The sequence below is a fragment of the Massilia sp. UYP32 genome (assembly GCF_050434365.1).
Taxonomy (GTDB): Bacteria; Pseudomonadota; Gammaproteobacteria; order Burkholderiales; family Burkholderiaceae_D; genus Telluria; species Telluria timonae.
In genome coordinates this window covers 136225-149454 of record NZ_JBNDIK010000006.1, presented here as the reverse complement: position 1 = coordinate 149454, position 13230 = coordinate 136225, and the positions used below count along the sequence as shown (strand labels likewise).

The following is a 13230-nucleotide window of genomic DNA, read 5'->3' as shown; positions in this document are numbered from 1 at the left end:
GATGGATATTCCGAAGCAACAGCAGCAACCGCCCGGCCATGAAGCCGAGCTGACCCCGCAAGCCGACCACGGCGAAACGAGCTACCGCGGATCAAGCCGGCTGCAGGACAAGGCCACCGTGATCACCGGCGGGGACAGCGGCATCGGTCGCGCGGTGGCGCTGGCCTTCGCGCGCGAGGGCGCCGATGTCCTGATCTCTTACCTCGACGAGCACGACGACGCGAAGGAAACGGCGCGCCTGGTCGAGGAAGCCGGCCGCCGCGCGATCCTGGTGCCGGGTGACATCGCCGACCGCGCGCATTGCCGCGCCATCATCGACAAGGCGGTGGCCGAATTCGGCCGCATCGACGTGCTGGTCAACAACGCCGCCTTCCAGATGTCGCACGACTCGCTCGACGAGATCCCCGACGACGAATGGGGCTACACCTTCAAGGTGAACATCACCGCGATGTTCCACCTTTGCAAGGCCGCGGTGAAGCACATGTCGCCCGGCTCCTCGATCATCAACACCACCTCGATCAACTCGGACAATCCCAAGCCCACCCTGCTGCCGTACGCCACCACCAAGGGCGCGATCGCGAACTTCAGCGCCGGCCTGGCCCAGCTGCTGGCGGACAAGGGCATCCGCGTCAACTCGGTGGCGCCGGGCCCGATCTGGACGCCCTTGATCCCGTCGACCATGCCGCCCGACCAGGTCGAGAACTTCGGCAGCCAGGTGCCGATGAAGCGCGCCGGCCAGCCCAAGGAGGTGGCGCCGGTGTTCGTGATGCTGGCGTCCGATGAAGCGAGCTATATCTCGGGGGCGCGCATCGCCGTGACTGGCGGCACGCCGATCCTGTAGACGGGCGCTCGATGGCCACTCTCCTGCGTACCCTGTTCCTCGCCGTCTTTCTGGTGCTGGCGTATGGCCTGCTGGAGCCCTACATCGAGCGCGCCCTGTACACCATGCGCCTGGCGGCCATGCCCAAGCCCCAGGCGCTGCCGGTGCCGGTCGAGGGCGTGCGTCCACGCGCGCTGCGCGACACCTGGGGCGGCGCGCGCAGCGAGGGCCGCAAGCACGAAGGGATCGACATCTTCGCCCGGCGCGGAACGCCGGTCGTGTCCAGCACCGAGGGCATCGTGACCCGGGTGGGCACCAACCGCCTCGGCGGCCTGGTGGTCTGGGTGCTGGGACCCGGCGGCCAGCGCCACTATTACGCCCACCTGGATGGTTATTCGGACGTCGAACCCGGCATGCGCATCGAGGCCGGCCGGGTGCTGGGCTATGTCGGCGATACGGGCAACGCCAAGGGCACGCCGCCGCACCTGCACTACGGCGTGTACGACACCGGCGGCGCCATCAACCCCTATCCGCTGCTGAAGGCCGATCCGGCCCTGATCGCCGCTCCGGCCTCGGCTACAGCTCCGGCGGAAGCGGCACCGGGACCGGCGCCGAGGTCGGCGGCGCGATAGGCGCGGCCTCGAGCGGCTCGATGACCTCGCTGGGCTCTAGCGGAAGGGGAATCTCGATCTCTTCGGGGCCGCCTTCCGGCGCCACCTCCACCGCCTCGTCGAGATAGATTTCCTCGGGCTCTTCTTCCTCCACGTAGCGGCGCGGCGCCGGCGCGCGCCAGCCGGGCAGCGTGGCCTGGGCGTCCAGGCTGCCGGCATCGAACGCGCCGCGGAAGAAGTCGCCCACCACCAGCGCCGCATTGTGGCCGCCCTGCCCCCAATAGCTGCTGCGGATAGTGACGCGGTTGTCGTTGAAGCCGACCCAGGCCCCGGCCACCAGGTTCGGGTGCATCATGATGAACCAGCCGTCCTGGTTGTTCTGGCTGGTGCCGGTCTTGGCCGCCAGGTCGCCGCGAATGCCGAAGCGGCTGCGCACCCCGTTGCCGGTGCCGCGGGTGACGACGCCGCGCAGCATGTCGATCAGCGCTTCGGCCGACTCGCGCGACATCGCGCGCTCTGGCTGGCCGACGCCGAAATCGGCGATCACATTCCCTTCGCGGTCCTCGATGGCGCGCACGAAAATCGGCGTGCGGTACTCGCCCAGGGCCGCGATGGTGGCGTAGCTGCTCACCATCTCGAGCAGGGTGACCGGGCTGGTGCCCAGAGCCAGCGAGGGCACCGCCTCCAGCCGGCTCTGGCGGATGCCCAGGCCCTGGGCCAGGCGCACGATCGGCCCGATGCCCACATCCTGGCTCACCTGGGCCGTGATCGTGTTCTTCGAGAACACCAGGCCGTCGCGCATCGGCATCGAGCGGCCGCTGTTGCCGTCCATGTCGGTGGGTTTCCATACGCTGCCGTCGTCGCCCTTGAATTCGAGCACCACGTCGCGGTAGGCCTGGTCGGGCGGGATGCCGCGCTCGAGCGCCGCGCCGTAGACGAAGGGCTTGAAGGTCGATCCCGGCTGGCGTGCGGCCTGGGCCACGTGGTCGTACTGGTCACGCTCGAAGTCGCGGCTGCCGACCCAGGCCTTGACCTCGCCGCTGGCCGGGTCGACCGCGACGAAGCCGGCTTCCAGGCGCGACTTGGCGCTCTTGAGTTCGTTCATGAAGCCGCGATCGGCCTTCAGGCGCTTGAGCGCGGCGGCCGGTTCCTCGCCCTCCTCGACCGCGTTGCGGTAGGCGCCGCTCTCGCGCACGAAAGCGTCCAGCACGCGCGCATTGGTGATCCAGTAGTAGGAGAACGGGGCGATGTTCGGGCGGATCGCGGTATAGGTGGCGGTGGCGGTCGAACGCGGCACGTTGGGGTTGGCCCATTCGACGTCGGCGATCGCCTGCAGGATGTCGGCCTGGCGCCGCACCGCGCGCTCGGCCGCCGCCTGCAGTTCCGGGTCGAGCGTGGTGCGCACCACCAGGCCGTCCAGCTGCAGGTTGTAGTCGTTCTCGTCGGCCCAGTCGAGCAGCCACTTGCGCACGTGATGGGTGAAATGGTCGTCCTTGCCGCTGCGGTCGGGCAGGCGCGCGAAGCGCAGGCGCAATGGGCGCTTGACCAGTTGCGCGTAGCGCTTGTCGTCGAAGGCGCCATGCTTGCGCATCTGGCCCAGCACCACGTTGCGGCGCGCCAGCGAGCGCTCGGGATTGGCCACCGGATTGTAGTAATGGGTGCCCTTGAGCATGCCGACCAGGGTCGCCGACTCCAGCACGTCGAGCCGGGAAGCCGGCTTGCCGAAATAGGTGCGCGCCGCCATCTCGATGCCGTAGGCGTTGTACAGGAAAGGCACGGTGTTCAGGTAGGCTTCGAGGATCTGGGTCTTGCTGTAGGTGTTCTCGATCTTGATCGCGGTGATCAGTTCCTTCATCTTGCGGTTCACGCTGCGCGCGCGGCCGATCTCTTGCGGGAACATATTGCGCGCCAGCTGCTGGGTGATGGTCGAGCCGCCCTGCGGGTCGCCCTTGAGGCTGGCCCACAGCGCGCCGGCCACGCGCTTGAAGTCGACGCCGTGGTGCTGGTAGAAGCGGTGGTCCTCGGTCGAGATCAGCGCCTCGACCACGTGCGGCGAAACCTGCGACAGCCTGACGCGTTCCTGCAGGCCTTTCTCGAAGGTGCCGAGCGGCCGCCCGCCGGCGTCCAGGATCACGGTCGGGCGCGAGCGGCTGACCTGTTCCAGGTCGTCGATGCCGGGGGTGAACGGGATCAGGATCAGGAGCCAGGCCAGGATCGCCATCAGGCCGGCGGCCAGGCTCCAGAGCGAGATCAGCGCCAGTTTGACCGGCAGCGGCCGGCCGTGCAGGCGCGCATGGGCGCCGCTCTTGAGGGCGCCGGCCCGGGTCGAGGCTCCGGCCAGCAGGCGCCGGGCGAGGCGCCGCGAGACTTGCTTGATGCGTTGTTGCACGGTGGGCGCGCTGTCCGCGGTTTCCGTGTTCTCGTTGTTCTGTTTCTGGTCCACTCGCTATTCCTGCCCTGATCAAGGTAACAATGTGGGCAAGTATAGCTGACCGCGACCGCCGCGACGGCACGGGACGCGCGCTGACGCGAGCGGCCTAGGCGGTGCTGGCAGCCGGCTCCACCCTCCCCGCGCGCAGCAGCGCCTCGACCCGCGTGGCCGGCTGCGGCCGGCTGTAGACGTGGCCCTGGACCTCGTCGCAGCCGCAGCCGCGCAGGTAGTCGAGCTGCTCGATCGTCTCCACCCCTTCGGCGATCACCTGCATGCGCAGGCCGTGCGCCAGCGAGATGATGGCGTCGACCAGGGCCGCGCCGTCCGGGTTGCCCACGATGTCCTGCACGAAGGAGCGGTCGATCTTGAGCACGTCCACCGGCAGGCGCTTGAGGTATTGCAGGCTCGAATAGCCGGTGCCGAAATCGTCGATGGACAGCTTGACGCCCATGCGCTTGAGGCATTCCATGGTGCGGATGGCGGCGTCGGCGTCGGCCATCATCATGCTTTCGGTCAGCTCGATCTCGAGCGAAGCCGGCGCCAGCCCGGTCTCGACCAGCACCTGGGCCACGGTGTCGACCAGGTCCGGCTCGGCGAACTGGCGCGCCGACAGGTTGACCGCGATGCGCAGCGGCCCCAGGCCGGCGCGCTGCCAGCGCCGGTTCTGGCGGCAGGCGGTGCGCAGCACCCAGGCGCCGATCGGCACGATCAGGCCGGTCTCTTCGGCCAGGGCGATGAAGCGGTCGGGGCGCACCGTGCCCAGCAGCGGATGGCGCCAGCGGATCAGCGCCTCGTTGCCGACCACGCAGCCGGTGGCCAGGTCGACCTGCGGCTGGAAATGCAGCTCGAACTGGTCTTCCTGCAGCGCATGGCGCAGCGCGCTCTCCAGGGCCAGGCGGTCGAAGGCCTGGGCGTTCATGTGCGGCGCGTAGAACTGCACGCCGTTGCGGCCGATGGCCTTGGCGCGGTACATCGCGATCTCGGCGTGCTTGACCAGGGTGTCGGCGTCCAGCCCGTCGACCGGGAACGCCGCCACGCCGGCGCTGCAGCTGAGCACCAGGCGCTGGCCGGCCAGGTGGATCGGTTCGCCCACCGCCTCGCGCACCTGCTGGATGCGGACCGCGGCCTGGCGCTCGTCGGCCACGCCGACCAGCACCAGCACGAAGTCGTCGCCGCCGACCCGGGCCGCGGTGTCCACCGGCCGCAGCGCGCCCTTGATGCGCGCCGCGAGCATGCGCAGCGCCTCGTCGCCGGCGCGCCGGCCGAGGGTGTCGTTGATCAGCTTGAAGTGGTCGAAGTCGAGCAGCACGGTCCATACCGGCATGCCGCCGGCGTTGGCCGTGGCGCGCTCGATGCGGTCGGACAGCAGGGACCGGTTGGCCAGGCCGGTGAGCGTGTCGTAGTGGGCATGGCGTTCGAGCTCGGCTTCGTAGCGCTTGGCGGTGGTGACGTCGTAGACGGTGACCACGAAATGTCCGGCCTGGCCGTCGGCGCGGCGCACCGGCGCCACGTAGACGTCGCTGATCAGCTCCACCCCGTCGCGGGTGTGGGCCGTGATCAGCGCGTGTTCCTCGCGCTGCTGATGCAGCGCGCGCCGCAGTTCTGCTACTTCCGGCTGGTCGGCGTCCAGGCCGGCGAGCAGCTTGAGGGGCTGGCCGGCCAGTTCGCGCGCCGTATAGCCGAAGGTGCGCTCGCAGGCCGGGTTGGCGTACTCGATCGGGTAGCCCGGCTGTTGTGCGTCGACCAGCAGGATCGGATTGGCGCTGGCCTCCATCGCGCGCTCGTACAGCCGCAGCGAGCCGGTCGCGCGCTCGAGCGCCGCGGTGCGCTGCTCGACCAGGGCCTCGATGCGGCGCGTGCGCGCCACCCGCTGCTGCACCAGGCCGGCGGCGGCGAAACTCAGGATCAGCCCCAGCACCATGGCCACCAGCTCGGCCATGTGGGCGCCCAGGGCCGGCGGCTGTTCCTCGACCACCACCTGCCACGGACTGCCGGCGATCTCGAACGCTTCCACGTGGCGCAGGTTCATGCCGTCCAGCAGGCGCTCCCACCAGCCCTCGGGCGCGGCCAGGCTGCCATGCTGGTAGGCGGTGACGACGTTGCCGAGGGCGTCGGGGCCGCGCAGCGACAGCGCGAAATTATCGTCGTCGAGCAGACGCACCGATTCCAGGGTGCCGCCCACCAGCTGGGCGACGTCGATCACGACCTCGGTGGCGCCCACCACGGCCGCGCGCCGCTCCGGCGTCGCCAAAGGCCGGGTGCCGGGCCGGTAGACCGGCAGGATGATCAGGATCCCGTGGCGGGCGCCGCCGCCCTGGAGGAGGGGGATGATGGGACTGGCGGCCGGATCGCCGGTGTCGATCGCGCGTTGGGTATCGACCCGCTGCGGCGGGTTGGACCAGGCGTCGTAGCCGAATGCCACCTCATTGCCGACGATCGGCGCCACGTAGTCGTTGACCAGGTAGCGCCAGCGCATGCCGGCCCGGGTCAGGGCGGGCCCGGCGGTCTTGACGCGTTCGCGGATCTCGAAGCCCGGCCAGAAGGCGCGCCGCTGGGCCTCGAAGGCGGCGCGCTCGGCGTCGCCCACGAAGCGCTGGAATATCATCGCCTGCATGTAGCCGTGGCGCGCCACCAGCGGCTGGGCGAAGGCGTCGAACTCTTCGCGCGTGATCTCGGTCGAGGCGCGGAAGAACAGGTTGACGGCGCGCGCGGCGTCGGTGGCCTCGGCGAAGGCGCGGGTGACGGCCGCGACCCGCACCACGGCGCGCTGGTCGAATTCGGCATGGGCACGGTCGTATTCCATCTTGCGCACCGTGCCGCACAGCAGCGACGTGAGCACCAGGCCGAGCAGGCAGGTGCCTATCGCGGCCCGGGACAGGCCGCGTTCCGGAACACCAGGGCTGGCGGATGCGTTGCGCATGAATCGATGCTAGCGCAGAACAGCGGTTTAGGGTGAACCCGGGCCCAAAAAAACGGTGCGGCCGGCCCCGTTATGCGGCCTGTTGCATTATCATCTCGCCCATGCCGCACGAACCCAATCCAGAATCCCTGCCCGCGCCCAGCGACGCTCCGCCGCAGCGCGTGCTGCGCCAGTTCCGTATCGTCTTCAATGCCGTCAAGACGCATTTTCGCCAGCTCGAGCGTGACGCCGGCCTGGGCGGCGCCCAGGTCTGGGCGTTGTCGGTGATCGAGAGCCAGCCGGGCATCGGCGCCACCAGCCTGGGGCGCGCGATGGACATCCACCAGTCGACCGCCAGCAACCTGGTGCGCGGCCTGGTCGAGCGCGGCTATGTGGCGGCGGCGCGCGAAGGCGTGGACCGGCGCAACGTCGCGCTGCGCATCTTGCCGGCAGGTCAGGAAGTGCTGCGCCGCGTCCCCGGCCCGGCGGCCGGCGTGCTGCCAAGCGCGCTGGCGACGCTGGACGAAGCGACCCTGCTGCGCCTGGAACAGGACCTGGCGACCCTCATCGCCCGCCTGGATGCGGATGAGGCGGCAGGCAAGATCCCGCTGAGCCAATCCTAGCATCTACACCTCGCCGCGGAATTTCCCCAGGGCCAGATTGACCATCGCTTCCACGCTGCCCTCGTGCTCATGCACGATGCGCAGCTGTTCGGCGTCGCCGACCGCCTTCGTCACCCGGGCCAGGTGGGCCAGCGCGGCGCTGGAGCCGAGCTGCTCGGCATGCGGCGCGATGCGCGCCAGGGTGGCCAGGATATCGTCGCGCAGGGTGACCTGCTGGTGCTCCTGCGGCAGCACGATATTGCCGTCGAGTCCGAAGCGGCAGGCCTGGAAGCGGTTGTAGTTGTAGACCAGGTAGTCGTCCTCGCGCGGCGGCGCATCCATGCCTGCCAGCAGGTAGCTGCACAGCGCTTGCAGGTAGGCCGCCAGCGCCGCCGCGTGCTCGACCGTGAGCGGGGTGTCGCAGACGCGCAGCTCGATGGTGCCGTATTCCGGCTTGGGGCGCAGGTCCCAGTAAAAGTCCTTCATGCTGCGCACGATGCCGGTGTCTTCCATGCGCCTGAAGTAATCGCGCTCGAAATCTTCCCATTTCAGCAGGAACGGCGCGCGGCCCGACAGCGGGAAGGCGAACACCGAATTCAGGCGCGAGGAGTGAAACTGGGTGTCGCTGCCCTGCAGGAAGGGCGACGAGGCCGACAGCGCGATGAAGTGCGGGATGTAGCGGTTCAGCGCGTGCAGCAGGAACAAGGCGTTGTCGCCGCTGCCGCAGCCGATGTGCACGTGCTGGCCGAACACGGTGAACTGCTTGGCCAGGTAGCCGTACAGCGCCGACACTTCGCGAAAACGCGGCTTTTCGTAGATGCGGCGCTCGGTCCATTGCTGAAACGGATGGGTGCCGCCGCCGCACACGCCCACGTTCAGGCGGTCGCCGGCGCGCAGCAGGGTGTCGCGGATCAGGCGCAGCTCGTCCACCAGCGGCGCATAGCCGGTATGGATGCTGCTGTTAATCTCGATCATGCTCTCGGTGATCTCGGGCGTGACGGCGCCCGGGAAAGGCGCGCGCGCCAGCAGGTCGAGCATGTCCGGCGAGGCCGGGGCCAGGTCGAAATCCGACAGGCCGACGAGCTGCAACTCCAGCTCGACGCCCATGGTCAGCGGTTCCGAGCGCGCAAATTCAGGCAGCGGCATCCTTGTCCTCCTTCACGACATTCTTAGATTTGGCGAAGCCCGACTCGCGCGCGCCGGTCAGCGCGATCTGGGTCAGGATCGGCGCCAGCACTTCCAGGATCATGGCCATCGCGGCCAGCGGCGCCAGCGGTGCGAGGGTGTCGAACAGGTCGACGCCCGAGCGCCGGGTCTGCTCGATCAGGATGATGGCAAACACGGTCAGCGGCATGATCGCCACCCCGGTCAGCGCGCCTTTGCGCGCCGAGATGCCCGACACCCGCGCGGTGGCGGTGCAGACCGCCACTTTCACCAGCGCGCGCACCAGCAGCAGCAACAGGCCCAGCATCAGGCCTTCGGCAGTCGGTTGCCAGGCGATGGTGGTGGCGACAAAAAAGAACAGCAGCACGGTGAGCAGGTCGCCCAGGGCGCCGAAATTGCGCTGGGCCGGGCTCAGGGTGACGCGGCGGTGGCGCGCCACCAGGCCGAAGGTCAGCGCCGCCAGCACCGGCGACAGTTTCAGCACATGGGTGATCGCCACCAGCAGGAACACGAACACCGCGAACGTCAGGGTCGAATTGCTGCGCACATGGCCGGCCACGCGCTGCCACAGCGGCAGCAGCCAGCCCAGCGCCGCGCCCAGGCCGCTGGACGCCGCCAGCACCACCAGGCCGGTCCAGCTGGCGTGGACCACGTCGCCCGAGGTCTGGAACACGCCGAAGCCCACCGTCACGTTGAACACGAACACGGCCAGCACGCAGTTCAGCGCGGTCAGGTGCATGGCGCGCTCGGTCACCTGGCCGCCGCCGCCCTGCTCGTTGACGATGCGCAGCAGGCCGGCCGGCGAGCTGGCCATGGCCAGGGCCGCCAGCAGGCAGGCCGGCAGCACGGCGAGACCGCAGATCCGCGAGACGTAATACACCGCGGCCCAGGTCAGGCCGGCCTCCAGCAGCGAGGTGAGCAGCAGCCAGGGATTGGTGCGCAGCCAGCGCAGGTTGATGCGGTAGCCGAGCTCGAACAGCATCAGGCCGAAACCGAGGTTGGCCAGCATCATGAAGTTGTCGGCCTGGGCCGGGGGCAGATAGCCGCTCGACAGGTTGCCGAACACGAAGCCGCACAAGCCATAGATGGAAATACGCGGCACGTTGGCCCAGCGGTACAGCAGTTCGCCCGTCATCCAGGCCAGCGTCAGCGCCAGCGGCCAGGCCAGCGCATGCGTGAGTGAAAGCAGCTCGCTCATCCAATCCTCCGGTGGGACGCGCCAACCGGCGGCAGGGAGCCGCGCAGGCACGATGGTCCGATTCGGCGCGGGGAGCGCCAGACGCGGCAGATGTGGGAACGCTGCGCCGCGTGTCGAAAAATGCCCCCCGACGGATGCGGGGGGCGAAAAGAAACGGGTTGAGCCGCCTCATCGCTGATCGGGCATCCGGACGCTACCGGTTGCCACCCAGCTATACTGCACGAAAAATATAATCGTGGCAACCCTATTTGTGCGAATGTACAGACAGGCGATAGGCGCCCCTACCCGCCGGTCAAGGTGGGAATCCCTTTGTTCAGTCGTTCGTGCGCACCATATGTGCGCGAAAATATTATCATGGATGAAATATTCGGAGGTGCTTTGGAGACATTGCCGGGGTGGCTAGAGGCAGGATGCTGGGGATTGCTGGCGGGCGCCGCCCTGCTCCTGGGCGCCTTCATCGGGGTGCGTTTCAAGGTGCCGCAACGGCTGGTCGCGGCCGTCATGGCCTTCGGCAGCGGCGTGCTGATCTCGGCCCTGTCGTTCGAATTGATGGACGAGGCGATCGCGACCGGCGGCTTCGCTTCCACTGCGGGCGGCTTCCTGCTCGGCGCCCTGTTCTACACCGCCGCGAACTGGTGGCTGGCGCGAAAAGGCGCGCGCCACCGCAAGCGCTCGGCGGCGCGCCTGGCGACCGCGCGGCAGGAAGGCAGCGGCGCCGCCCTCGCCGTGGGCGCCCTGCTCGACGGCATTCCGGAATCGATCGTGATCGGCTTGTCGCTGCTGGGCGGCAAAGGCGTCAGCGTGGCGGTGGTCGCGGCGGTGTTCCTGTCCAACCTGCCGGAAGGCCTGTCGAGCGCATCCGGCATGCGCCATGCGGGCCGCTCGGCGGCCCATATCTATGGGGTCTGGACCGGCATCGCGGTGGCGTCGGGGCTCGCGTCCCTGCTCGGCTACACGGTGTTCCACCGCTTTCCGCCCGAAATGCTGGCCGCTACCACCGCCGTGGCCGCCGGCGGCGTGCTGGCGATGGTGGTCGACACCATGATCCCCGAAGCGTTCGACGAGACCCATGACTTCGCCGGCCTGATCGTGGCCGCCGGCTTTCTCGCCGCGTTCGCGCTCAGCAAGCTGGGCTAGCGGCCCTCGCGACTGCCCTGCGTGGCCAGGTAGGCGACGATGTCGCTTGCCTGTTGTTCGCTCATGAAGTTCATGAAGCGCATCTTGTTGCCGGGCACCACCGCCTCCGAATCGCGAATGAACGCGGCCAGGTTGCGTTCGTCCCACACCAGCGTCGACGCCTTCAGCGCCGGCGAATAAGCATAGCCGGCCACGCCGCCCGCCTCGCGGCCCAGTACGCCATTGAGTTGCGGACCGAAGATATTGACCGCGTTCGGCCCGACCTGGTGGCAGCCGGCGCAGCGCGCGAACAGTTTGCGTCCGGCCTCGATCCGGGCCGGTGACGGCGCGCCGGCGGCAGCCACGCTTGCATCGGCTGCGGTATCGCTGCGGCCACAGCCGCCCAGGGCGAGCACCAGGCCCAGCATGGCCATGGGGGTACGCACCTACTTGACCCGCTGCTTTTCGAGCTTGCGCGCCAGCGTGCGTCGGTGCATGCCCAGGCGCCGCGCCGCCTCCGAGATATTGAAATCGGTCTCGGCCAGCACCGCGTGAATGCGCTCCCACTCCAGCGTCTTGATCGAGGTCGAGCGATTGGTGACCTCGACGTCGGTGCTGCCGGCCACGTGGCCGAAAGCGGCTTCGATGTCGTCGGCGTCGGACGGCTTGGCCAGGTATTGCACGGCGCCCAGCTTGATCGCCTCGACCGCGGTGGCGATGCTGGCAAAGCCCGTCAGCACCACGATCAGCATGTCCGGGTCGTGCTCGTGCAGCAGCTGCACGCAGGCCAGGCCCGAGGTATTGCCCTTGAGTTTCAGGTCGACCACGGCGTAGCCGGGGTTGTGGTGGGCCAGCAGGGCTTGCGCCTCGTCATGACCCGTGGCGCCCAGCACGCGGTAGCCGCGCCGCTCGAAGGAGCGGCTCAGGGTGCGGGCGAAGGCTTCGTCGTCTTCGATGATGAGCAGCAGCGGCTCAGGATTCTGCATCGTCTGTTTCCTCTAGTTCGATCGCGGCCAGGGGCAGGCGCACGGACACCTCGGCCCCGCCGCCTTCGTCGTGGCGCCGGTTGCGCGCCGTGACCGTGCCGCCGAGCTTGCGCACGACGTTCACCGCCAGGAACAGCCCCAGCCCGCCGCCGGGCTTGCCCTTGGTCGAGTGATACGGCTTGCCGAAGTGGGCCAGCATGCTGGGCGCGAAGCCCGGGCCGCGGTCGAACACGGTCAGCACCAGGGTGCGCTCGTCGATGTGGGCATCCATATAGACCCAGTCGGGCGAGGCCTCGAGTGCGTTGTCGAGCAGGTTGTCGACCGTCTGGCGCAGCGCCGAGTCGCTCGCCACCGGCAGGTCTTCGGCGATCCGGTTATTGTAGATGAAGGTGCGCACGTGACGGCTGGCCTCCCACCCTTCGGCCAGCTCGTCGAGGAAGCGGCTGACCGTGGTGCGTTCGGCCGACTCGCCGCGCGCCTCGCCGGCCGACAGCAGGATGCCGCTGACGATGGCCTTGCAGCGCTTGAGCTGGGTCTGCATCTCGGTCAGCTCTTCGAGCAGTTCGGGGTCGTCGCGGAAGGCCGGCATGCGCTTCCAGTCGCCCAGGATCACCGAGACCGTCGACAGCGGCGTGCCCAGCTCGTGGGCGGCGCCGCTGGCGAGCAGGCCCATGCGCACGATATGCTCTTCCTCGGCCGCGCGCTGGCGCAGCGCGGCCAGCTGGGTGGCCTTGTCGCGCACATTGTCCGAGATGCGCGAGATGAACATCACCAGCAGCGCGGCGTTGAGCGCGAAGCACACCAGCAGGCCCTGCACGTACAGGCTGCCGATGCCGCGCGCATGGTCGAACGGCAGCGCGAGCGGCTGGGCATAGATGGCCAGGCCGGCCATGCAGGCGATCGTGACCAGCACGATGCTCCAGGTCCACAGCACGTCGAGCAGCACGGCCGAGACGATCACCTGCAGCAGGTAGAGGAAGGCGAACGGATTGGTGGTGCCGCCCGACAGGTACAGCAGCACGGTGAGGCTGGAGACGTCGACCAGGATCGCCAGGAACATCTCGCCGTTCGACACCGGGCGCCGCTCGTGCCAGCGCAGGTGGCTGGCGACGTTGAAGGCGATCAGGCAGGCCAGCACCTGCAGCATGTGCACCAGCGGCAGCTCGATGCGGAAGATCAGGATCGCCGAGGCGATGGTGGTGATCTGGCCGATGACGGCGATCCAGCGCAGCTCGATCAGCTGCAGCATGTTCTTGTGGCCGGCCGCGAACTCGACGTTGGCGGCGGCGGCGGACGGCGACGAGCGCGCCGCCCTGGCGAAGAAATCCAGCGGAGATTGCATCAAAACCCGTTATATCTGAGCTGCGGTCGGTGCTGCGGTCCGTGCGGCGGTTCGGCGTGCG

At 68.8% G+C, this 13230-nt stretch carries 11 protein-coding genes; 4 read left to right on the top strand and 7 right to left on the bottom strand.

Translation table 11 applies throughout. The features are described from left to right. Nucleotide 1 precedes the first annotated feature (1 nt). Nucleotides 2-841 carry a glucose 1-dehydrogenase gene (locus ABIB42_RS06615; protein WP_429248106.1) on the top strand — a complete coding sequence of 280 codons (840 nt, stop codon included), beginning with the start codon at nucleotides 2-4 and terminating at the stop codon, nucleotides 839-841. A gap of 11 nt (nucleotides 842-852) precedes the next feature. Next, entirely contained in the window at nucleotides 853-1452 is a 600-nt protein-coding gene (locus tag ABIB42_RS06610; protein ID WP_184236133.1) for a M23 family metallopeptidase, read from the top strand. Here ABIB42_RS06610 and ABIB42_RS06605 read toward each other — a convergent pair. Then, a complete protein-coding gene (locus ABIB42_RS06605) occupies nucleotides 1397-3874 on the bottom strand; it encodes a penicillin-binding protein 1A (protein ID WP_429248105.1) in 2478 nt (825 codons plus the stop codon). The genes ABIB42_RS06610 and ABIB42_RS06605 overlap by 56 nt on opposite strands. 94 nt (nucleotides 3875-3968) lie before the next feature. Further along, on the bottom strand, nucleotides 3969-6782 hold the full coding sequence (locus ABIB42_RS06600) for a bifunctional diguanylate cyclase/phosphodiesterase (protein ID WP_429248104.1): 2814 nt from the start codon (nucleotides 6780-6782) through the stop codon (nucleotides 3969-3971). Nucleotides 6783-6883: 101 nt separating this feature from the next. On the opposite strand from ABIB42_RS06600, the gene ABIB42_RS06595 reads away from it, so the two are divergent. Continuing rightward, on the top strand, nucleotides 6884-7384 hold the full coding sequence (locus tag ABIB42_RS06595) for a MarR family winged helix-turn-helix transcriptional regulator (protein ID WP_429248103.1): 501 nt from the start codon (nucleotides 6884-6886) through the stop codon (nucleotides 7382-7384). 3 nt (nucleotides 7385-7387) lie between these two features. Here the strand turns inward: ABIB42_RS06595 and ABIB42_RS06590 are convergent, their stop codons facing one another. After that, nucleotides 7388-8509 (bottom strand): YbdK family carboxylate-amine ligase, encoded by a 1122-nt coding sequence (locus tag ABIB42_RS06590; protein WP_071362735.1) that lies wholly within the window; start codon nucleotides 8507-8509, stop codon nucleotides 7388-7390. After that, nucleotides 8496-9725 (bottom strand): cation:proton antiporter, encoded by a 1230-nt coding sequence (locus ABIB42_RS06585; protein WP_429248102.1) that lies wholly within the window; start codon nucleotides 9723-9725, stop codon nucleotides 8496-8498. Before ABIB42_RS06585 ends, ABIB42_RS06590 begins: the two co-directional genes overlap by 14 nt. Before the next feature lie 420 nt (nucleotides 9726-10145). On the opposite strand from ABIB42_RS06585, the gene ABIB42_RS06580 reads away from it, so the two are divergent. Beyond that, nucleotides 10146-10862: a ZIP family metal transporter gene (locus ABIB42_RS06580; RefSeq protein WP_429248101.1), complete on the top strand. Its 717-nt coding sequence runs from the start codon at nucleotides 10146-10148 to the stop codon at nucleotides 10860-10862. On the opposite strand, the gene ABIB42_RS06575 is transcribed toward ABIB42_RS06580, so the two are convergent. From ABIB42_RS06575 to ABIB42_RS06565, 3 genes are read right to left on the bottom strand one after another with little or no spacing between them, the layout of a single operon-like run. Further along, nucleotides 10859-11287: a c-type cytochrome gene (locus tag ABIB42_RS06575; protein WP_229520433.1), complete on the bottom strand. Its 429-nt coding sequence runs from the start codon at nucleotides 11285-11287 to the stop codon at nucleotides 10859-10861. The genes ABIB42_RS06580 and ABIB42_RS06575 overlap by 4 nt on opposite strands. Continuing rightward, entirely contained in the window at nucleotides 11288-11827 is a 540-nt protein-coding gene (locus ABIB42_RS06570) for a response regulator transcription factor (RefSeq protein ID WP_005670764.1), read from the bottom strand. Then, complete coding sequence (locus ABIB42_RS06565; RefSeq protein ID WP_005670761.1) at nucleotides 11814-13169, bottom strand: ATP-binding protein; 1356 nt, start codon at nucleotides 13167-13169, stop codon at nucleotides 11814-11816. Before ABIB42_RS06565 ends, ABIB42_RS06570 begins: the two co-directional genes overlap by 14 nt. Nucleotides 13170-13230 lie beyond the last annotated feature (61 nt).

Bases quoted from the DNA above. Each gene is read 5' to 3' on its own strand.
- ABIB42_RS06615 (WP_429248106.1), top strand. From the start codon at position 2: ATGGATATTCCGAAGCAACAGCAGCAACCGCCCGGCCATGAAGCCGAG.
- ABIB42_RS06610 (WP_184236133.1), top strand. From the start codon at position 853: ATGGCCACTCTCCTGCGTACCCTGTTCCTCGCCGTCTTTCTGGTGCTG.
- ABIB42_RS06600 (WP_429248104.1), bottom strand. From the start codon at position 6,782: ATGCGCAACGCATCCGCCAGCCCTGGTGTTCCGGAACGCGGCCTGTCC.
- ABIB42_RS06595 (WP_429248103.1), top strand. From the start codon at position 6,884: ATGCCGCACGAACCCAATCCAGAATCCCTGCCCGCGCCCAGCGACGCT.
- ABIB42_RS06590 (WP_071362735.1), bottom strand. From the start codon at position 8,509: ATGCCGCTGCCTGAATTTGCGCGCTCGGAACCGCTGACCATGGGCGTC.
- ABIB42_RS06585 (WP_429248102.1), bottom strand. From the start codon at position 9,725: ATGAGCGAGCTGCTTTCACTCACGCATGCGCTGGCCTGGCCGCTGGCG.
- ABIB42_RS06570 (WP_005670764.1), bottom strand. From the start codon at position 11,827: ATGCAGAATCCTGAGCCGCTGCTGCTCATCATCGAAGACGACGAAGCC.
- ABIB42_RS06565 (WP_005670761.1), bottom strand. From the start codon at position 13,169: ATGCAATCTCCGCTGGATTTCTTCGCCAGGGCGGCGCGCTCGTCGCCG.